19 protein-coding genes are annotated in these 20,332 nt (G+C 70.7%); 1 reads left to right on the top strand and 18 read right to left on the bottom strand.

Going from position 1 to position 20,332, the window contains the following annotated elements; genetic code table 11:
• Window positions 1–212: 212 nt before the first annotated feature.
• The 17 genes from HZF07_RS18145 to HZF07_RS18065 form a co-directional block, all read right to left on the bottom strand.
• On the bottom strand, window positions 213–1,217 hold the full coding sequence (locus tag HZF07_RS18145; protein WP_181645352.1) for a polyprenyl synthetase family protein: 1,005 nt from the start codon (window positions 1,215–1,217) through the stop codon (window positions 213–215).
• Window positions 1,214–2,812 carry an NADH-quinone oxidoreductase subunit NuoN gene (gene nuoN / locus HZF07_RS18140; RefSeq protein WP_157343581.1) on the bottom strand — a complete coding sequence of 533 codons (1,599 nt, stop codon included), beginning with the start codon at window positions 2,810–2,812 and terminating at the stop codon, window positions 1,214–1,216. The genes HZF07_RS18145 and nuoN overlap by 4 nt, the downstream gene beginning before the upstream one ends.
• Window positions 2,812–4,341: an NADH-quinone oxidoreductase subunit M gene (locus HZF07_RS18135; RefSeq protein WP_157343579.1), complete on the bottom strand. Its 1,530-nt coding sequence runs from the start codon at window positions 4,339–4,341 to the stop codon at window positions 2,812–2,814. Before HZF07_RS18135 ends, nuoN begins: the two co-directional genes overlap by 1 nt.
• A complete protein-coding gene (gene nuoL / locus HZF07_RS18130; protein WP_157343577.1) occupies window positions 4,338–6,269 on the bottom strand; it encodes an NADH-quinone oxidoreductase subunit L in 1,932 nt (643 codons plus the stop codon). Before nuoL ends, HZF07_RS18135 begins: the two co-directional genes overlap by 4 nt.
• A gap of 11 nt (window positions 6,270–6,280) precedes the next feature.
• Window positions 6,281–6,571: an NADH-quinone oxidoreductase subunit NuoK gene (gene nuoK, locus HZF07_RS18125; protein WP_157345664.1), complete on the bottom strand. Its 291-nt coding sequence runs from the start codon at window positions 6,569–6,571 to the stop codon at window positions 6,281–6,283.
• An 8-nt stretch (window positions 6,572–6,579) separates the two neighbouring features.
• On the bottom strand, window positions 6,580–7,407 hold the full coding sequence (locus HZF07_RS18120; RefSeq protein ID WP_157343575.1) for an NADH-quinone oxidoreductase subunit J: 828 nt from the start codon (window positions 7,405–7,407) through the stop codon (window positions 6,580–6,582).
• Entirely contained in the window at window positions 7,407–8,003 is a 597-nt protein-coding gene (gene nuoI, locus HZF07_RS18115; protein ID WP_157343573.1) for an NADH-quinone oxidoreductase subunit NuoI, read from the bottom strand. Before nuoI ends, HZF07_RS18120 begins: the two co-directional genes overlap by 1 nt.
• On the bottom strand, window positions 8,003–9,346 hold the full coding sequence (nuoH, locus tag HZF07_RS18110; RefSeq protein WP_157343571.1) for an NADH-quinone oxidoreductase subunit NuoH: 1,344 nt from the start codon (window positions 9,344–9,346) through the stop codon (window positions 8,003–8,005). The genes nuoI and nuoH overlap by 1 nt, the downstream gene beginning before the upstream one ends.
• Window positions 9,343–11,739 carry an NADH-quinone oxidoreductase subunit G gene (locus tag HZF07_RS18105; RefSeq protein WP_157343569.1) on the bottom strand — a complete coding sequence of 799 codons (2,397 nt, stop codon included), beginning with the start codon at window positions 11,737–11,739 and terminating at the stop codon, window positions 9,343–9,345. Before HZF07_RS18105 ends, nuoH begins: the two co-directional genes overlap by 4 nt.
• Entirely contained in the window at window positions 11,739–13,046 is a 1,308-nt protein-coding gene (gene nuoF, locus HZF07_RS18100; RefSeq protein WP_181645351.1) for an NADH-quinone oxidoreductase subunit NuoF, read from the bottom strand. The genes HZF07_RS18105 and nuoF overlap by 1 nt, the downstream gene beginning before the upstream one ends.
• Window positions 13,043–13,717 carry an NADH-quinone oxidoreductase subunit NuoE gene (gene nuoE / locus HZF07_RS18095; protein WP_157343567.1) on the bottom strand — a complete coding sequence of 225 codons (675 nt, stop codon included), beginning with the start codon at window positions 13,715–13,717 and terminating at the stop codon, window positions 13,043–13,045. Before nuoE ends, nuoF begins: the two co-directional genes overlap by 4 nt.
• Window positions 13,714–15,048 (bottom strand): NADH-quinone oxidoreductase subunit D, encoded by a 1,335-nt coding sequence (locus tag HZF07_RS18090; RefSeq protein WP_157343565.1) that lies wholly within the window; start codon window positions 15,046–15,048, stop codon window positions 13,714–13,716. The genes nuoE and HZF07_RS18090 overlap by 4 nt, the downstream gene beginning before the upstream one ends.
• Before the next feature lies 1 nt (window position 15,049).
• Complete coding sequence (locus HZF07_RS18085) at window positions 15,050–15,805, bottom strand: NADH-quinone oxidoreductase subunit C (RefSeq protein ID WP_396954817.1); 756 nt, start codon at window positions 15,803–15,805, stop codon at window positions 15,050–15,052.
• Entirely contained in the window at window positions 15,763–16,320 is a 558-nt protein-coding gene (locus HZF07_RS18080; protein WP_181645349.1) for a NuoB/complex I 20 kDa subunit family protein, read from the bottom strand. Before HZF07_RS18080 ends, HZF07_RS18085 begins: the two co-directional genes overlap by 43 nt.
• 13 nt (window positions 16,321–16,333) lie before the next feature.
• On the bottom strand, window positions 16,334–16,693 hold the full coding sequence (locus tag HZF07_RS18075; RefSeq protein WP_157343563.1) for an NADH-quinone oxidoreductase subunit A: 360 nt from the start codon (window positions 16,691–16,693) through the stop codon (window positions 16,334–16,336).
• Between the two features lie 212 nt (window positions 16,694–16,905).
• Entirely contained in the window at window positions 16,906–17,595 is a 690-nt protein-coding gene (locus HZF07_RS18070; RefSeq protein WP_181645348.1) for a demethylmenaquinone methyltransferase, read from the bottom strand.
• Window positions 17,596–17,637: 42 nt separating this feature from the next.
• Window positions 17,638–18,261, bottom strand: coding sequence for a hypothetical protein (locus HZF07_RS18065; RefSeq protein ID WP_157343561.1), 624 nt, complete (start codon window positions 18,259–18,261; stop codon window positions 17,638–17,640).
• A gap of 65 nt (window positions 18,262–18,326) precedes the next feature.
• Here HZF07_RS18065 and HZF07_RS18060 point away from each other — a divergent pair, with 65 nt between their 5' ends.
• Window positions 18,327–19,550 carry an isochorismate synthase gene (locus tag HZF07_RS18060; protein ID WP_309504833.1) on the top strand — a complete coding sequence of 408 codons (1,224 nt, stop codon included), beginning with the start codon at window positions 18,327–18,329 and terminating at the stop codon, window positions 19,548–19,550.
• A 138-nt stretch (window positions 19,551–19,688) separates the two neighbouring features.
• Here the strand turns inward: HZF07_RS18060 and HZF07_RS18055 are convergent, their stop codons facing one another.
• Window positions 19,689–20,324 carry an MBL fold metallo-hydrolase gene (locus HZF07_RS18055; protein ID WP_157343559.1) on the bottom strand — a complete coding sequence of 212 codons (636 nt, stop codon included), beginning with the start codon at window positions 20,322–20,324 and terminating at the stop codon, window positions 19,689–19,691.
• Window positions 20,325–20,332 lie beyond the last annotated feature (8 nt).

The raw sequence follows: 20,332 nt of genomic DNA, 5'->3' as shown, positions 1-20,332 counted from the left end.
CACCCCTTGCACCGTCCCGAGCATCGCGGGCTGACGACACTGGTGTGTGACGTCGGGCATCCGCCCGGCGACAGAGGGTCATGAGCAACCGCGAGACGGTCACGTCCATCGGTCGTGACCCCGACGCGCTCGAGGCCTCGCCGACGTGACCCGCGGTCCGGTCCCGCCCTGCGTCCCGGTCTGACGTCGTCAGAGGCCTCGATGCAGCGGGGCTAGGACGTGCGGGAGGCGACGACGTCGGCGAACGCCTCGAGGGCGGCGCGGACGGGGCCCTCGGGCAGCGCGGTGAGGTGCTGCTTGGCCTCGGTGGCCTGGGCGACGACGTAGGCGCGGGCCTGGTCCATCGCGGGGTGCTTGCGAAGGAGGTCGAGCACCTCCGCGTGCCGGTCGTCGTCGGTGAGGTCGCCACCGAGCAGCTCGTGCAGGCGGGCGTCGGCTGGGTCGCCGGACGCGAGGGCCATGATGACCGGCAGCGTCGGCACGCCCTCGCGCAGGTCGGTGCCCGGGGTCTTGCCGGACTCGTCGGACTCCGAGGCGATGTCGAGGATGTCGTCGGAGAGCTGGAACGCCGAGCCGACGATCTCGCCGTACGCCGTGAGCGCCTCCTCGACCTCGCGGCTCGCGCCGCCGAAGCGGGCGCCGTAGCGCGCCGAGGTGGCGATCAGCGAGCCGGTCTTGCCGGCGACGACGTCGAGATAGTGCGCGAGCGGGTCCTCGCCCGGACGCGGGGCGACCGTCTCGAGGATCTGCCCCTCGACCAGCCGCGTGAACGTCTGTGCCTGGATGCGGACGGCGTCCGGGCCGAGCTCGGCGGTGAGCTCGGAGGACTTGGAGAACAGGAAGTCGCCGGTGAGGATCGCGACGTGGTTGCCCCACCGCGAGTGGGCGGTGACCGCCCCGCGGCGCAGGTCGGCCTCGTCCATGACGTCGTCGTGGTAGAGCGAGGCGAGGTGCGTCAGCTCGACCACGCAGGCGGCGGTGATGACCTCGTGGGAGTCGGGCCGGTCACCCGCCTCCGCGGCGAGCAGCACGAGCAGCGGCCGGAACCGCTTCCCGCCCGCGGCCATCAGGTGCCCGGCCATCTCCGTCACGAAGTCGGCACGGCTGCGCACGTGGCCCGAGAGCGCGTCCTCCACGAGGAGCAGGCGCTCACGGAGCCTCTCGGCCAGCGCTTCGTCGCCGACCGGGAGGGCGAGTGCGGCAGATCCTGTCGTCACCTGAGGAATTGTCCAGCATGCTCGGTGAGCGTGAGCACCGGCCCCGGCACGATGCCGAGCACGAGGGTGGCCGCGACGCCGACTGCGATCGTCGCCGACGTCAGCACCGACGGCCGGGTGGCGACGGCGACCTCGCCGCCGTCAGGGCTGCCGTCGATGAAGAACATCAGCACGATGACCCGCACGTAGAAGAAGACCGCGATGATGCTGCACGCGATGGCCGCCACCACGACCGGCCAGGCGCCGGCCGAGAGCGCCACCGTGAAGACCGCCCACTTGCCGACGAACCCGGCGGTCAGTGGGATGCCGGCCATCGACAGCAGGAAGAACGCGAACAGGGCTGCGACGAGCGGCGACCGACGGCCGAGGCCGGCCCAGCGCGAGAACGCCGAGGCCTCGCCGCCGGAGTCGCGCACCAGGGTGACCACGGCGAACGCACCGACCATCGCGAAGCCGTAGGTGGTGAGGTAGAACAGCACGGCCTGGAGCGACGTCAGCTCGCCGTCGGCGAGCTCGGAGACCTGCTGGACGCCGAGCACGCCGGTGAGCAGGAAGCCGGTGTGGGCCACGGAGGAGTAGGCGAGCATCCGCTTCATGTCGGTCTGCACGACCGCCAGCACGGCGCCGACGATCATGGTGAGGATCGCGACGACCCACAGCATCGGCTGCCAGGTCCAGCGCTCCGCGCCGAGGGCGACGTAGAAGAGGCGCAGGATCGCGCCGAACGCCGCGATCTTGGTGCCGGCCGCCATGAACGCCGTGACCGGGGTGGGCGCACCCTGGTAGACGTCGGGCGTCCAGGAGTGGAACGGCGCCGCGCCCACCTTGAAGAGCAGGCCGACCGACAGCATGCCGATGCCGATCAGCAGCAGGGTCTGGTTCTCCAGGTCGTTGCGGACCGCCTCGTGGATGTCGGCGAACTCCATCGAGCCGGCGAAGCCGTAGACCAGCGCGACGCCGTAGAGGAAGAAGCCGGAGGAGAACGCGCCGAGCAGGAAGTACTTCAGCGCGGCCTCCTGGCTGAGCAGCCGGCGACGACGCGCCAGGCCGCAGAGCAGGTAGAGCGGCAGCGACAGCACCTCGAGCGCGACGAACATCGTCAGCAGGTCGTTGGCGGCCGGGAAGAGCATCATGCCGCCGACCGCGAACATCAGCAGCGGGAAGACCTCGGTGTGCTCGAGGCCGCGGGTCGACGCCTGGCGCTCGGCCTCGGTGCCGGGCAGTGCGGCCGCCTGGCCGGCGAACGCCGAGACGCCGCCCTCGAGACGGCGCTCGGCGAAGAGCAGCACGCCACCGAGCGCGAAGACCAGGATGATCCCCCACAGGAAGACGGCCGGACCGTCGACGACGACCGTGCCCTCGACGTCGACCGCGCCGCGGGCGGCGCCGCCCGCGTGCTCGTGGAGGTTGCCGGCCACCCAGATCGTGCCGCCGAGGGCGACCGCCAGGCCGAGCCCGGCCAGCGCGGCCTGGACGACGAAGCGCCGCTCCCGGGCGACGAACGCCTCCACGACGACGCCGAGGCAGGCGACACCGAAGACGACGAGCAGCGGCCAGATGTCGGCGTACTCGATGGTGGGCTTGGTGAAGTCCATCAGTGAGCACCTTCCTCGGCCACGGGTACGGTCGGCTGGTCGTCGGTCACACCGACGTGCTCCAGCAGGGTCTCGACGGTCGGGTTCGCCGCGTCGAGCAACGGCATCGGCCAGAAGCCGAAGACCACCAGCGCCGCGATCAGCGGGACGACCGCGACCAGCTCCCGCCGGCTGAGGTCCTTCATCCCCGCGTCGGCCGGCACCGGGGGACCGGTCATCGTGCGCTGGTAGAGCCAGAGCACGTAGACGGCGGCCAGCACGATGCCGGTGACCGAGACGGCGCCGACCCACCAGTGGTAGTCGAACGCCGCGATCATCACCAGGATCTCGGAGACGAACTGGCTCAGGCCCGGCAGGCCGAGCGTGGCCAGGCCCGCGACGAGGAACAGCCCGGCGAGCACCGGGGCGCGGTTCTCGACACCCGTGATCTCGCTGATGAGCGAGGTGCCCTTGCGCCTGATGAGGTAGCCGGCGAGCAGGAACAGCGCGGCCGTGCCGACCCCGTGGTTGACCATGTAGAGGATCGAGCCCGAACCGCCCTGGGTGGTCAGCGCGAAGATGCCGAGCGTGATGAAGCCGAAGTGGCTCAGCGAGGTCAGGCCGATGAGGCGCAGGATGTCGTCCTGGCCGATCGCCAGGAACGCGCCGTACACGATCGAGATCAGCGCCAGCGTGACCACGACCGGCGTCGCCCACTCCGAGGCGCCCGGGAAGATCCCGAGGCAGAAGCGCAGCATGCCGAAGGTGCCGATCTTGTCGAGCACGCAGACGAGCAAGACGCTCGTGCCGGGCGTCGCCTTCTCCGTGGTGTCGGCCAGCCAGGTGTGCAGCGGGAAGAGCGGCGCCTTCACGATGAAGGCGACCATGAAGCCGACGAAGAGCCAGCGCTCCCACGTCGTGCTCATGTCGATCTGCGAGAGGTCGGAGAGCAGGTACGACGGCGTGCCGGCGTCCGCGGAGACGACGTAGAGGCCGATGACCGCGGCGAGCAGCACGAGGCCGCCGCCGAGCTGGAACATGAGGAACTTCAGCGCGGCGTACGCCCGGCCCTCGCGGCCGAAGCCGCCGATCATGAAGTACGCCGGGATCAGCGTGGCCTCGAACACGACGTAGAAGAGGAAGACGTCGGTGGCGGCGAAGACGCAGAGCGCGAACGCCTCGAGCGCCAGCGCCCAGGCGAAGAACGCCGCCGGGCTGCGGCCGTCGGCCTCGTGCCACGAGGCGACGAACACGACCGGCACCAGCCCGACGGTCAGCAGGATCATCAGCAGGCCGAGGCCGTCGACGCCCACCGCGTAGTGCACGCCGAACGCCTCGATCCAGGTGTGCGTCTCCTCGAGCTGCATGCCCGCACCGGTGTCGAACTGCGTCGCGATGAGGATGCCGACCACCGCGGTCAGCACCGCGAAGCCGAGCGCGACCTGCTTGGGCAGCGCGTCGTCACCGCGGCCGCGGCCGAGGACCGCCGTGACCAGCGCGCCGACGAGCGGCACGACGATCAGGACGGTCAGCCAGGGAAAGTCGGTCATGCCGCGTTCACCGCCAGGAGGGCCAGGGCGACGATCAACGCGCCGGCGAGGATGGACAGGGCGTACGAGCGCACGTAGCCGTTCTGGATGCGCCTCGCGAATCCGGCGAAGCCGCCGACCGCGACGGGGCCACCGGTGAGGACGCCGTCGACGACGTACTTGTCGGTGGCGAGCAGCGCCGTCGTCAGGTGCTTGCTCGGGTTGACGACGAGGGTGTCGTTGATCTCGTTGCCGTAGACCTCGTTGCGCCCGGCCTTGGTGACCCAGGAGACGTCCTGCGGAGCCTCGCGGGGCACCTCGCGCCTCCCGACCAGGAACCACGCGGCCGCGACGCCGACCGCGACGACCAGCACCACGAGGACGCTGACGGCAGCCGCGGGCAGCGGCGGGTCCTCGTGCGCGGGCACGCCCGTGACGGGCTCGAGGAAGGTGACGATCCAGTCGTTGATGATCAGGACGCCACCGAAGACCGAGAGCGCGGCGAGCACGATCAGCGGGACCGTCATCACCTTCGGCGACTCGTGCGGGTGCACGCCCTTGTCCCATCGCTTCTCGGTGAAGAACGTCAGCAGCATCAGCCGGGTCATGTAGAACCCGGTGATGCCGGCGCCGATGATCGCGAAGACGCCGACGACCCAGTTCTCGGCCAGGGCGGTCTCGATGATCTTGTCCTTCGACCAGAAGCCGGAGAAGCCCGGGAAGCCGATGATCGCGAGGTAGCCCATCGCGAAGGTCAGGAACGTCACCGGCATCGCCCTGCGGACCGCGCCGTAGTGGCGCATGTCGACGTCGTCGTCCATGCCGTGCATGACCGAGCCGGCACCGAGGAACATGTTGGCCTTGAAGAAGCCGTGGGTGAGCAGGTGGAAGATCGCGAACGCGTAGCCTGCGACGCCCAGGCCGGCGGCGAGCATCATGTAGCCGATCTGGCTCATCGTGGAGCCGGCCAGCGCCTTCTTGATGTCGTCCTTGGCGCAGCCGATCCAGGCACCCCAGAAGATCGAGATGACGGCGACCACGACGACCACGGTCTGGGCGTCCGGGGCGAGGTCGAAGATGAAGTTCGAGCGCACGATCAGGTAGACGCCCGCCGTGACCATCGTCGCCGCGTGGATGAGCGCCGACACCGGGGTCGGGCCCTCCATGGCGTCGAGCAGCCAGGCCTGGAGCGGGAACTGGGCGGACTTGCCGCAGGCGCCCAGCAGGAGCAGTAGGCCGAGGATCGTCGCGGTCTTCTCCGACAGCTCGCCGGCGCCCTCGCTGATCACCGTGAAGCTCGTCGAGCCGAAGGTGACGAAGAAGAGCATGATCGCGAGCGACAGGCCCATGTCGCCGACGCGGTTGATCACGAAGGCCTTCTTGCCGGCAGCGGCCGCGCTCGGCTTGTGCTGCCAGAAGCTGATCAGCAGGTACGACGCGAGGCCGACGCCCTCCCAGCCGAGGAACAGCCCGAGGTAGTTCTCGGAGAGCACCAGCATCAGCATCGCCGCGAGGAACAGGTTCAGGTAGGCGAAGAACCGGCGCCGGCGCGGGTCGTGCGCCATGTAGCCGATCGAGTAGACGTGGATCAGCGATCCGACACCGGTGATCAGCAGCAGGAAGAGCGCCGACAGCGGGTCGTAGAGCAGGTCCATCCCGACGTTGAGCTGACCGGCCTCGAACCACGTGTAGAGGTGCTGGGCGACCTGGCGGTCGTCCTCCTCGCGACCCACCAGGGCGACGATCATCGCCACGGCGATCGCGAAGGAGCCGATCGGCAGCAGCGTGGCCAGCAGGTGGCCCCACTTGTCGGTGTACTTCCCGCCGATCAGCAGGATCGCGGCGCCGGCGAGCGGCAGCGCGATCACCAGCCAGAGCAGGGAGAACACCCCGTCCGCTGAGGTCGGGTCGACGACCGGGATGCCGCCGCCTTCATGGAACGCATACATCTACGCGACTCCTAGTACTTCAGCAGGCTGGCGTCGTCGACCGAGGCCGAGCGACGGGTCCGGAAGATGGTCATGATGATCGCGAGCCCGACGACGACCTCGGCCGCGGCCACCACCATCACGAAGAAGGCGGCGATCTGGCCGTCGAGGTTGCCGTGCTGCTTGGCGAAGGCGACGAGCGCGAGGTTGGACGCGTTGAGCATGAGCTCGACGCACATGAACACCACGATCGCGTTGCGTCGGATCAGCACCCCGACGCAGCCGATGGAGAACAGGATCCCGGAGAGGGCGATGTACGGCATCACGTCGTTCACTCGTGGTCACCTCCCGTCGCGGGTGCTTCCTCGGTCGTGGACGCCGGTACGGCGCCGTCGCGGCCGGCGTGCGGGGCCCAGCCGAGCTGCTCCTCGATCTGCTCGATGGCGTCGGCCTCGGCGGGCGCCGAGCGCACCGTGCCGCGCGCGGTGAGCACCCGTGAGACCGACGAGGGCGCCGGGCTGCCGTCGGGCAGCAGGGCCGGGGTGTCGACCGCGTTGTGGCGGGCGTAGACACCCGGAGGGGGCAGCGGCCCCAGGTGGGCGCCGCTCTCCTCGTAGTCGACGAGCCGCTGGGCGGCCAGGCTCCGCTGGGTGGCCTTCGGCGTGAGGCGCTCGCGGTGGGCGAGCACCATCGCGCCGACCGCTGCGGTGATCAGCAGCGCGCTGGTGGTCTCGAACGCGAAGACGTACTTGGAGAAGAGGATGTTCGCCAGCGCCTGGATGTTGCCGCCGCTGTTGGCGTCGTCGAGCCCGACGGCGGTGCCGAGGGAGATCTGCCCGAGGCCGACCGTCAGCAGCACCCCGAGGAAGACGCCGCCCACGATGGCGGTGGCGCGCTGGCCCGGGATCGTCTCCACGACGGAGTCGGAGGCGTCGACGCCGACGAGCATCAGCACGAAGAGGAAGAGCATCAGGATCGCGCCGGTGTAGACGATGATCTGCACCGCGAAGAGGAACGGCGCCTCCAGCGTCAGGTAGAGCACCGAGAGCGAGATCATCACGACCGCGAGCAGCAGTGCCGCGTGCACGGCCTTGCGCACGAACAGGATGCCGAGGGCGGCGATCACCATGATCGGCGCCAGGATCCAGAAGGCGACCATCAGCCCTCCCCTCCCTGCTGGGTCGCCGCAGCGGCCCGTCGAGACGCCTCGTCCCCCGGCTCCTCGGGAGCCGCCTTGAACTCGCCCCGGTAGTAGGCGTCGTCGTCGTCTCCGAGCCGCATCGGGTGCGGCGGCTGCTCCATGCCGGGCAGCAGCGGAGCCAGCAGGTCGGACTTCTCGTAGATGAGGTCGGCGCGGTTGTTGTCGGCCAGCTCGTACTCGTTGGTCATCGTCAGCGCTCGGGTCGGGCACGCCTCGATGCACAGCCCGCACAGGATGCAGCGCAGGTAGTTGATCTGGTAGACGCGGCCGTAGCGCTCACCGGGGCTGAACCGCTCGTCCTCGGTGTTGGACGCCCCCTCGACGTAGATCGCGTCGGCCGGGCAGGCCCACGCGCAGAGCTCGCAGCCGATGCACTTCTCGAGGCCGTCCGGCCAGCGGTTGAGCTGGTGCCGGCCGTGGAAGCGCGGCGCCGTCGGCTGCTTCTCGAAGGGGTACTGCTCGGTGACGACCTTCTTGAACATCGTCCGGAAGGTGACGCCGAACCCGGCGACCGGGTCCCAGAACTGCTCCTTGAGGGACTTCGACTCGGCCATCAGATCTCCTCCCCTGCGCTGCGCGTGGCAGCGGCGGGTTCTGTCACGGGGGACCGACTCTCGAAGGTCAGCGGCCTGGCCGCACCACGCACGGCACCACCGGCGGGCATCGGCGGCACCGGGAAGCCACGGGGCACCTCGGCGGCCGCCTCGGGCTCCGCCTCCTGCTCGGACGCGCCGACGAAGAACAGCACCAGGAAGATCGCGGCGAGGACGCCGATGCCGATCAGCAGGTACTGGCGGTCGATGCCGCCGTCCAGCGAGATCGCGCGGATCGTCGACACCGCCACGATCCACACCAGCGCGATCGGGATGAGCCGCTTCCAGCCGAAGTGCATGAACTGGTCGTAGCGCAGCCGCGGCAGCGAGCCGCGCAGCCAGATGAAGATGAAGATGAAGAACAGCACCTTGCCGAAGAACCACAGCAGCGGCCAGTAGCCCTCGTTGGCGCCCGCCCAGACCTCGTCGATCCAGAACGGCGCGTGCCAGCCGCCGAGGAACAGCGTCGTGGCGAGCGCGGACACCGTGGCCATGTTGATGTACTCGGCGAGGAAGAACAGGGCGAACTTCAGCGAGCTGTACTCGGTGTGGAAGCCGCCGACCAGCTCGCCCTCCGCCTCCGGGAGGTCGAACGGCGCCCGGTTGGTCTCACCGACCATCGCGATGCAGTAGATGACGAACGACGGCGCCAGGATCAGGCCGAACCACAGGTCGGTCTGCGCCTCGACGATCTCCGAGGTCGACATCGAGCCGGCGTACAGGAAGACCGCGACGAGCGCGAGGCCCATCGCGACCTCGTAGGAGATCATCTGGGCGCTCGAGCGCAGGCCGCCCAGCAGGGAGTACGTCGAGCCGCTGGACCAGCCGCCGAGCACGATGCCGTAGATGCCGATCGAGGCGATCGCCATCACGAACAGCACGGCGACGGGCATGTCGGTCAGCTGGAGCGGCGTCTCCTCGCCGAAGAAGTTCACCGTCGGCCCGAACGGGATCACCGCGAACGTGACGAACGCGGGCACGGTCGCGATCACCGGCGCCAGGATGAAGACGAGCTTGTCGGCCGCCTTCGGCGTGATGTCCTCCTTGAGCGCGAGCTTCACGCCGTCGGCCAGCGACTGCAGCAGGCCGAACGGGCCGTGCACGTTGGGGCCGATGCGGTGCTGCATCCGCGCCACGACCCGGCGCTCCCACCAGATGTTGAAGAGGGTGAGCAGCACCAGGACCACGAAGATCAGCAGGGCCTTGACGAGGACGACCCACCACACGTCGTGGCCGAACTGCGCCAGCGACTCCTCGTCCGCCATGCCGATGCCGGCACCGATCGGGCTCAGCAGCGCGGTCATGCCGGGTCTCCCTTCGCGATCGTCACGCGACTTCCGGGCGAGGCCAGGCCGGCCAGCACCCCGTTGCCGAAGGAGTTGGCCGGCACCCAGACGACGTCGTCGTCGAGGTCGGCGGGCTCCGCCGGCAGGGTCACCGAGCCGCGGTCACCGGTCAGGGTGACGATCGGCCCGTGGGCGTCGTACGCCGCCGGCGAGAGCCGCGCGACCGCGACCCGGCCGGTCGCCAGGTAGGCCTTGTCGCCGTGCTGCATGGAGCCGTTGTCGACGAGCAGCTTCCAGGTCGCCAGCGCGAACCCGTCACCGCCCGCGGGCACGGCGTCGACGGCGGTGTGGCCGGCGCGCTCGCCGTCCCACGGCCCCATCTCCTGCATCTCGGCGCGCGCCTCGAGGATCGTCCGGAAGCCGAGCGGCCGGTCCAGCTCCTCGGCGATGCCGGCGAGCACCCGGACGTCGGGCAGCGAGCCCGGGCTGGCGAAGACCGCCTCGAACGGCCGCGGCCGGCCCTCCCATGTCACGAACGTGCCGGCCTTGTCGACCACGGGCGCGACCGGGAAGACGACGTCGGCCGCGCGGGTCACGTCGGTCTCGCGGAGCTCGAGGGCGACCACGAACGACGCGGCCTCGATGGCGGCCCGGGTGGCCGCCGGGTCGGCGGTGTCGTCGGGGTCGACGCCACCGATCACGAGCCCGCCGAGCTCGCCGGAGACGAGCGCCGCGACGATCTCGTCGGCGTCGCGGCCGGCCGCGTCGGGCAGGTGGTCGACGCCCCAGGTGGTGCCCGCGTCGACGCGCGCCTGCGCGTCGGCGACGGGGCGTCCCCCGGGCAGCAGGTTGGGCAGGCAGCCGGCCTCGACCGCGCCGCGGTCACCGGCCCGACGCGGCACCCACGCGAGCCGGGCGCCGGTGCGGCGGGCCAGCGCGGCCGCGGCGCTGAGCGCCCCGGGCACCGTGGCGAGCCGTTCGCCGACCAGGATCACGGAGCCGGCGTCGACGCCGTCCAGGCCCGCGATGGCAGCAGCCTCGGCGCCGGGAGCGGTGCGCACGACCTGCGCGCTGAGCTTGCTCAGCCCGCGGGTCGCGTAGGGCGCGACCGCGACGACGCGGGTGCCGCGGGCGCGCACCGCCTTGCGGAGCCGCAGGAAGATCGTGCCGGCCTCGTCCTCGGGCTCCAGCCCGGCGAGCACCACGGACGACGCCGTCTCGAGGTCGGCGTAGGACACGCCCCCGTTGCCCGGGCTGCGGAGCGCGACCTCGGCCGCGAGGAACGACGCCTCCTCGGCCGAGAGCGGGCGCGAGCGGAAGTCGATGTCGTTGGTGCCGAGCGAGACGCGGGCGAACTTGCTGTAGGCGTAGGCGTCCTCGGCGGTCAGCCGACCACCGGTGAGCACGCCGACGCCGCCGGCCGCGGCCAGGCCACGAGCGGCGACGGCGAACGCCTCGGGCCACGACGCGGGCCGCAGCGAGCCGTCTCCGCCGTCCTCGACCCGGTCGCGGACCTGCGGGTAGGTCAGCCGATCGGCCTGGGTCGCGTAGTGGAACGCGAACCGGTCCTTGTCGGTGATCCACTCCTCGTTGACCTCGGGGTCCTCCCCCGACAGCCGGCGCATGACCTTGCCGCGCCGGTGGTCGATCCGGATCGCCGCACCGCAGGAGTCGTGCTCGCCGACGCCCGGCGTCGAGACCAGGTCGAAGGGGCGCGAGCGGAAGCGGTACTCCGCGCTGGTCAGCGCACCGACCGGGCAGATCTGGATGACGTTGCCCGAGAAGTAGGAGAGGAACGGCGCGTCCTCGGCGATGCCGATCTGCTGCTGGGCGCCGCGCTCGACCAGGGCGATGAACGGGTCGCCGGGGATCTCCGCCGCGAACCGGGTGCAGCGCTGGCAGACGATGCAGCGCTCGCGGTCGAGCAGCACCTGCGGCGAGATGCTGATCGGCTTCGGGAACGTGCGCTTGACGCCACCGCCGGCCGAGAAGCGGGAGTCGCCGCGGCCGTTGGTCATGGCCTGGTTCTGCAGCGGGCACTCGCCGCCCTTGTCGCAGACCGGGCAGTCCAGCGGGTGGTTGATCAGCAGGAACTCCATGATCCCCTGCTGCGCCTTGTCGGCGACCGGGCTGGTGGCCTGGGTGTTGACGACCATGCCCTCGGCGACCGGCAGCGTGCACGATGCCTGCGGCTTCGGGAAGCCGCGGCCGTTGCCGGCGTCGGGGACGTCGACCAGGCACTGGCGGCAGGCGCCGACCGGCGCGAGCAGCGGGTGGTCGCAGAACCGCGGGATCTGGACGCCGACCTGCTCGGCGGCGCGGATCACCAGCGTGTCCTTGGGGACGCTGACCTGGATGCCGTCGATCGTGAGGGAGACCAGATCGGTCGCCTTCTCCGGTGTCGTGGTCATCAGGCGGTCACCTCCTGTCCTGCCCAGGCGGTCGTGCGGGACGGGTCGAACGGGCACCCGCCACCGGTGAGGTGCGCGATGTACTCGTCGCGGAAGTACTTGATGGAGCTCGTGATCGGGCTGACCGCACCGTCGGCGAGCGCGCAGAACGAGCGGCCGAGGATGTTGTCGCACTGGTCGAGCAGCAGGTCGAGGTCGGCCTCGCTGCCCTGGCCCTTCTCGAGGGCGGAGAGCACCTGCACGAGCCACCACGTGCCCTCGCGGCACGGGGTGCACTTGCCGCAGGACTCGTGCTTGTAGAACTCCGTCCAGCGCAGCGTCGCGCGCACCACGCAGGTGGTGTCGTCGAAGATCTGCAGCGCGCGGGTGCCGAGCATCGAGCCGGCGGCGCCGACACCCTCGAAGTCGAGGGGCACGTCGAGGTGCTCGGCCGTCAGCAGCGGCGTGCTGGAGCCGCCGGGCGTCCAGAACTTCAGCTCGTGGCCCTCGCGGATGCCGCCCGCGAGCTCGATCAGCTCGCGCAGGGTGATGCCGAGCGGAGCCTCGTACTGGCCCGGGGTCTGCACGTGGCCGGACAGGGAGAAGATGCCGAAGCCCTTGGACTTCTCGGTGCCCATCGACGAGAACCAGTGGTGGCCGTTGGCGATGATGCTGGGCACCGACGCGATCGACTCGACGTTGTTGATGACCGTCGGGCTGGCGTAGAGGCCGGCGACCGCGGGGAACGGCGGGCGCAGCCGGGGCTGGCCGCGACGGCCCTCGAGACCCTCGAGCAGCGCGGTCTCCTCGCCGCAGATGTAGGCCCCGGCGCCGGCGTGCACGACCACGTCGAGGTCGAAGCCGGAGCCGTGGATGTCGGTGCCCAGGTGGCCGGCGGCGTACGCCTCCTCCACCGCGCGCTGCACGCGACGGATCACGTGCAGGACCTCGCCGCGGATGTAGATGAAGGCCTTGTTGGCCCGGATCGCGTAGCTGCTGATGATGACGCCCTCGACCAGCGTGTGCGGGCTGGCCATCATCAGCGGGATGTCCTTGCAGGTGCCCGGCTCGGACTCGTCGGCGTTGACGACGAGGTACTTCGGCTTCGGGTTGTCCTGCGGGATGAAGCCCCACTTCATGCCGGTCGGGAAGCCCGCGCCGCCGCGGCCGCGGAGGCCGGACTCCTTGACGGACTCGATGACGGCGTCCGGCGCCATCGCGAAGGCCTTGTCGAGCGCCTGGTAGCCACCGCGTGCCTCGTACGCCGCGAGGGTCCAGGCGCGCTCGTCGCCCCAGTTGTCGGTGAGGACTGGCGTCAGGGTGGTCACTGGCCCTCCTCCTGGCCGCTCGTCACGGCGAGGTGCGCGTCGGGCGCGGTCCACCCGCGCTCCCGGGCGATGCCCAGACCCACGAGCGACGCCGGGCCGGCCGCCGGGCCGTCGTCGGCACGACCGTCGGGGAAGCCGGCGAGCACCCGCTCGGCCTCGCGCCAGGTGCAGATCCTCGGGCCACGGGTGGAGTGGACCTCCTTGCCGGCGCGCAGGTCGTCGACGACCTGGACGGCGGACTCGGGGGTCTGGTTGTCCATGAACTCCCAGTTGACCATCACCACCGGCGCGTAGTCACAGGCCGCGTTGCACTCGACGTGCTCGAGGCTGATCCTGCCGTCCTCGGTGGTCTCGTCGTTGCCGACGGCGAGGTGATCCTTGAGCCGCTCGAAGATCGCGTCGCCGCCCATCACCGCGCACAGCGTGTTGGTGCAGACGCCGACGTGGTAGTCGCCGACCGGGCGGCGCTTGTACATCGTGTAGAACGTCGCGACGCCGCTGACGTCGGCCGCGGAGATGCCGAGGATGTCGGCGCACAGCTCGATGCCCTCGGGGGTGATCCGGCCCTCCACCGACTGCACGAGGTGCAGCATCGGCAGCAGGCCGGAGCGGGCCTCGGGGTAGCGGGCCGCGATCTCGCGCAGCTCGTCCTGGGTCTTCTGGTCGATCATCTGTCGACGCCTCCCATGACCGGGTCGATGGATGCGATCGCGACGATGACGTCGGCGACCATGCCGCCCTCCGCCATGACGCTCGTCGCCTGGAGGTTCGTGAACGACGGGTCGCGGAAGTGCGCCCGGAAGGGGCGGGTGCCGCCGTCGGAGACGACGTGCGCGCCGAGCTCGCCGCGGGGCGACTCGATCGGCACGTAGGCCTGGCCGGCCGGGACCCGGAAGCCCTCGGTCACCAGCTTGAAGTGGTGGATCAGCGCCTCCATCGACTCGCCCATGATGTGGCGGATGTGGTCGAGGCTGTTGCCCATGCCGTCGCTGCCGATCGCGAGCTGGCTGGGCCAGGCGATCTTCTTGTCGGCCACCATAACGGGAGCGCCGTCGAGCTTGGCCAGCCGCTCGGCCGCCTGCTCGATGATCTTCAGCGACTCCCACATCTCGTTGAGGCGGATCCGGAAGCGGCCGTAGGAGTCGGCGGTGTCCCAGGTCTGCACATCGAAGTCGTAGGTCTCGTAGCCGCAGTAGGGCTGGGTCTTGCGCAGGTCCCAGGGGTACCCCGTGCTGCGCATCACCGGGCCGGTGAGGCCCAGCGCCAGGCAGCCGGCGAGGTCGAGGTGGCCGACGCCCTCGAGGCGCGCCTTGAAGATCGGGTTGGCGTTGCAGAGGTCGGCGTACTCGGGGAGCCGCTTCTTCATCAGCGCGACGAAGCTGCGGATCTCGTCGAGGGCACCCGGCGGGAGATCCTGGGCGACCCCTCCGGGGCGGATGAACGCGTGGTTCATGCGCAGGCCGGTGATCAGCTCGAAGAGGTCGAGCACGAGCTCGCGCTCACGGAAGCCGATCGTCATCACGGTCAGCGCGCCGATCTCCATGCCGCCGGTGGCGATGCAGACCAGGTGGGAGGAGATGCGGTTGAGCTCCATGAGCAGGACCCGCATGACCGTGGCCTTCTCGGGGATGTCGTCCTCGATGTCGAGGAGACGCTCGACGCCGAGCACGTAGGTCGCCTCGTTGTAGAACGGGCTGAGGTAGTCCATCCGGGTGCAGAACGTCGTCCCCTGGGTCCAGGAGCGGTACTCCATGTTCTTCTCGATGCCCGTGTGCAGGTAGCCGATGCCGCAGCGCGCCTCGGTCACCGTCTCGCCCTCGAGCTCGAGGATCAGCCGCAGCACGCCGTGGGTCGACGGGTGCTGCGGACCCATGTTGACGACGACCCGCTCGGTGTCGTCCTCGCCGAGGCCCTCGGCGATCGAGTCCCAGTCCTGACCGCTGACCGTGAAGACCTTGCCCTCGCTGGTGTCGCTGCTGCCGGCGTATACGTCCTGGCTCATGTCAGTTGTAGCTCCTGCGCTGGTCGGGCGGCGGGATGGTGCCGCCCTTGTACTCCACGGGTATGCCGCCCAGCGGGTAGTCCTTGCGCTGGGGGTGGCCGGGCCAGTCGTCCGGCATGAGGATGCGGGTGAGCGCGGGGTGGCCGTCGAAGACGATCCCGAACATGTCGAAGGTCTCGCGCTCGTGCCAGTCGTTGGTGGGGTAGACGCTCACCGTCGAGGGGATGTGCGGGTCGGCGTCGGGCGCGGTGACCTCGAGCCGGATCCGGCGGTTGTGGGTCATCGAGAGCAGGTGGTAGACCGCGTGCAGCTCGGCGCCCGTGTCGTCGGGGTAGTGCACGCCGCTGACGCCGGAGCACAGCTCGAAGCGCAGCCGCTCGTCGTCGCGGAGCACCTTCGCGACCACCGGCAGGTCCTCGCGACGGACATGGAAGGTGATCTCGCCGCGGTGGATGACGACGCGCGGAGCCATCGACTCGACGCCCGCGTCGTGGGCCGCCGCGACCAGCGCGTCGGCCACCTCGTCGTACCAGCCGCCGTAGGGCCGCTGCGCCTCACCGGGGAAGACGGTCGGCTGGACGAGGCCGCCGTACCCGCTGGTGTCACCCGAGCCGCGGACGCCGAACATGCCCTGGCGGACGCCGACCTCGTGGACCTCGCCGGTCTGGGCGGGGAGCTTGTTCTCGGGGGTCTCGTCGGTGTGGTCGGACTCGGTCACCGCAGCATGCCCTTCATCTCGGACGTCGGCAGGGCGCACAGCGCCTGGGTCTCGAGCTCCTCCACCTCGCGGACGCGGTTGGCGCCGAGCTTGGTGTGCTGCACCTGGTCGTGGAGCTTCAGGATCGCGTCGATGAGCATCTCCGGGCGCGGCGGGCAGCCGGGGAGGTACATGTCGACCGGCACGACGTGGTCGACGCCCTGGACGATGGCGTAGTTGTTGAACATGCCGCCGCTGCTCGCGCAGACGCCCATCGCCAGCACCCACTTGGGGTTCGGCATCTGGTCGTAGATCTGGCGCAGGACGGGGGCCATCTTCTGGCTGACGCGGCCGGCCACGATCATCAGGTCGGCCTGGCGCGGGCTGGCTCGGAAGACCTCCATGCCGAAGCGCGCGAGGTCGTACTTCGGACCGCCGGTCGTCATCATCTCGATGGCGCAGCAGGCCAGGCCGAAGGTCGCGGGCCAGAACGACGCCTTGCGCATGTAGCCCGCGACGCCCTCGACGGTCGTCAGCAGGACGCCGCTGGGGAGCTTCTCCTCGATGCCAGTCACGGCTCGCTACCTCTCAGTCCCAATCAAGTCCGCCGCGGCGCCACACGTAGGCGTAGGCGACGAAGACCGTGGCGATGAAGACGACCATCTCGACCAGCCCGAAGAACTTCAGGGCGTCGAAGTGCACCGCCCACGGGTAGAGGAAGATGATCTCGATGTCGAAGACGATGAAGAGCATCGCGGTGATGAAGTACTTCACCGGGAAGCGCCCGCCGCCGAGCGGCTGGGGCGTCGGCTCGATGCCGCACTCGTAGGAGTCGAGCCTGGCGCGGTTGTACCGCTTGGGCCCCACGAGGGCGCTCATGATCACGGAGAAGACCGCGAACGCCGCCGCGAGGAGGGCCAGCGCCAGGACCGGCGTGTAGAGCTCCATGCCTCGCCTCTCTTCCGAGCCGTTTACAGAGCCCACTTGTGACTTTGTGAATCCAATCACTAAGTGGTCTGGGACACATCTAACCACTCCCGAAACAGGTCGTCATCCGGGGGTCGGTCCGGCCGTACGACGGCCGTGGATCCACGCCTGGGAAGGGCAATTCGGGCATGACGACATGCCCTAAATCGGTCGATCCGCGGGCGGCCCGGAGGTCAGCGGGTGGCGCGGTGCAGGGCGACGATGCCGCCCGAGAGGTCGCGCCACTGCGGCGCCTGCCACCCGGCGGCGGCGACGAGGTCGGCCAGCCCGCGCTGGTCGGGCCAGGCCCGGATCGACTCGGCCAGGTAGACGTAGGCGTCCGGCGAGGACGACACGGCCCGGGCGATCGGCGGGAGCGCCTTCATCAGGTACTCCAGGTAGACCGTGCGCCACGGCGCCCACGTGGGGTGGCTGAACTCGCACACCACGAGCCGGCCGCCCGGCTTGGTCACCCGGCGCAGCTCGCGCAGCCCGGCCTCGGGATCGACGATGTTGCGCAGCCCGAAGGAGATCGTCACCGCGTCGAAGATCGCGTCCCCGAACGGCAGCTGGGTGCCGTCGCCAGCCGTGAACGGCAGGTGCGGGCGGTTGCTCTTGCCGACCCGGAGCATGCCGAGCGAGAAGTCGCACGGGACGACGGTCGCGCCGGCGTCGGCGAAGGGCTGGCTCGACGTACCCGTGCCGGCGGCGAGGTCGAGGACCCGCTCACCCGGCTGGGGGTCGACGGCCGCGATGACGGCCTTGCGCCACCGACGGTCCTGCCCGACGGAGAGCACGTCGTTGGTCACGTCGTAGCGACGCGCGACTGCGTCGAACATGCGACGTACGTCGGAGGGCTGCTTGTCGAGCTCGGCACGGACCACGGGCAGAGACTACGCAAGCCGGCTCGGGCGGCGCGTGGGGGCTCAGGCCTCGTTGAGGTCGTCGAGCAGCTCGCCGGCGACGTCCACGAGCTCCTCGGCGTCGATCGCGGCCGAGCCGATCTGCACGGTCAGTCCCCCACGGGTGACCTGGCACTGGCTGAACGCCGGCGCGGGCGCCGACCCGTCGCCAGCCGGCTGGCCGTAGGTGAGGATGCAGACGCCGTCGCCGACCTTGGACATGTCGGTGGACACGCTGCCGTCCTCGGCGGGCTCCGGGAGGCTGTTGGGCGCGAAGGCGCCACCCTCGGACTGGAAGACCTGGACGAACACCGCCTGGGTCTCCTCGGCCACGTAGGTGCGGGTCGCTGCGGGCGTCCCGAGCACCTCCGGCAGCACCTCGTTGCCGTGGTCGCGGCTGGCCCGCTCGCCGGCGGCGATCGAGTCGGCCTGCTCGGCGAGCTGACCGTCGGCGAACGCGGCCGGGTCGTCGGAGGCGACGTACCCGCCCGGCAGCGTGTCGGGCAGCACCAGCTCGCGCACCTCGACCTCCTCCTCGCCGTGGGCCTTGGGCAGGCCGATCGCGAAGGCGGCCATCAGCCCGAGGACGAGGAGGCCGAGGACGATGCCGACGACGGCCGACGTACGGGAGGACGTGGGGGCGCTCACGTCCATCGACGCTACCCCGGCGCCCGACGCGGGTCTGCGCCGGGTCCGTGAGTAGTCTCGGCCCTGTGACGTTGACCGTCCGCACCGTCCGCCTCGACCTCGAGGAGGCCACGCGGCTCCTCGATCTGGTCCCGGCCGACCGCCCGGTGTCCTGGCTGCGCAGAGGCGACGGTCTCGTGGGCTGGGGCGTGGCCGCCGAGGTGCGCACCCGCGGGGCGACCCGGTTCGCGGACGCCGACAAGTGGTGGCGCGAGACGACGGCGCGCTCGACCGTGCACGACGAGGTCAACGAGCCCGGCACCGGCCCGGTCGCCTTCGGCACGTTCGCGTTCGCCGACGAGCCGGGTGACTCCGTGCTGGTGGTCCCGCAGGTCGTGGTCGGTCGCCGCGGCGACATCGCCTGGCTGACCACCGTCGACGTGCCCGCGCCCGAGCTGGTCGCCGCCGACCTCCCGGCCGCGCCGGCGGGCGTGAGCTTCGCCGACGGCGCCCTCAACGGCGAGCAGTGGATGTCCGTGGTCGCCGACGCCGTCGCGCGCATCGGCCGCGGTGACCTCGAGAAGGTCGTGCTGGCGCGCGACCTGGTCGTCACCTGCACCGAGCCGGTCGACGTGCGCTGGCCGCTGCAGCGGCTCGCCGAGGACTACCCCATGTGCTGGACGTTCCACGTCGACGGCATGTTCGGCGCGACGCCGGAGATGCTGGTGCGGCGCGAGCGCGGGCTGGTGACCTCCCGGGTGCTGGCCGGCACGATCCGGCGTACCGGCCACGACGAGCGCGACCTCGCGCTCGCCGCCACCCTGGCCCGCTCGTCGAAGGACCTCGAGGAGCACGAGTACGCCGTCCGCTCGGTCGCCGACGCCCTCGAGCCGCACTGCTCGTCGATGAACGTCCCCGAGGCGCCGTTCGTGCTGCACCTGCCGAACGTCATGCACCTCGCCACCGACGTCAACGGCGTCGTCCACGACGCCGCCACGGTGTCGTCGCTCCAGCTCGCCGAGGCGCTGCACCCCTCGGCTGCCGTCGGCGGCACCCCGACGCCCGTCGCCTCCGCGCTGATCGCCGAGATCGAGGGCATGGACCGGGGTCGCTACGCCGGCCCCGTGGGCTGGATGGACGCCAGCGGCGACGGCGAGTGGGGCATCGCCCTGCGCTCCGCCGTGATCGCCGGCTCGACCGTCCGGCTCTTCGCCGGCTGCGGCATCGTCGCCGACTCCGACCCCGAGGCCGAGCTGGCCGAGGCGCAGGCGAAGTTCGTCCCGGTGCGCGACGCCCTCACCACCCGCTGACGTCGAGTCGGGCCCGCGTCACGCTCGAGTTGGGCCGCCATCACCGTCGAGTGGGGCCTGAGTCACCCTCGAGTTGGGCAGGCGTCAGCGCGCCGTGACTCCAGCCCAACTCAACGGGAAACCCGGCCCAACTCGACGTCAGAGGTCGGCGCCGTCGGCCAGGCGCACGTACGCCAGCCCCTCCTTCGGAAGGAACGCGTTCATGTGCTGCTCGAGGATGCCGTGGGCGGCGTCGGTGTAGATGCGGTCGTGGATCGCGAGGTTGCGCGGCGCCTTGACCGCGCGGGCGAACTCCACCGCCTCGGACGCCTTGAGCCAGGGCGCCGACGACGGCACCAGGAGCACGTCGACCGCCTCACCGGGCTCGGTGAGGGCGTCACCCGGGTGGTAGATCCGGGTGCCGCCGGCGTCGATGACGTAGCCGCTGTTGTGGATGCGTGGGAACTCCGGGTGGATCACCGCGTGCAGCTCGCCGACCGCGCGCACCGGGATGCCGGGGTCGAAGGACGCGCCGGGCGCCACGACCGTGACCCGCTCGGCGACGTCGGGGGCGTCCTCGCGGATCCTCGCCGCGACGGCGTCGATCGTGAAGACCGGGGCGTCGGTGCGACGCAGGTGGTCGGGCAGGTAGTGGTCGGGGTGCTCGTGGGTGATCAGCACCGCGTCCGCTCCGTCGACGGCCTCGGCGTCGGTGAAGACGCCGGGGTCGAGCACCAGGACCGTGCCGTCGTGCTCGATCCGGACGCAGGCGTGGCCGAACTTCGTGATGCGCATGGGCTCAC

It is taken from the genome of Nocardioides agri (assembly GCF_013778305.1).
Classification (GTDB): Bacteria; Actinomycetota; Actinomycetes; order Propionibacteriales; family Nocardioidaceae; genus Nocardioides; species Nocardioides agri.
This window is presented reverse-complemented; position numbering and strand designations above follow the sequence as displayed.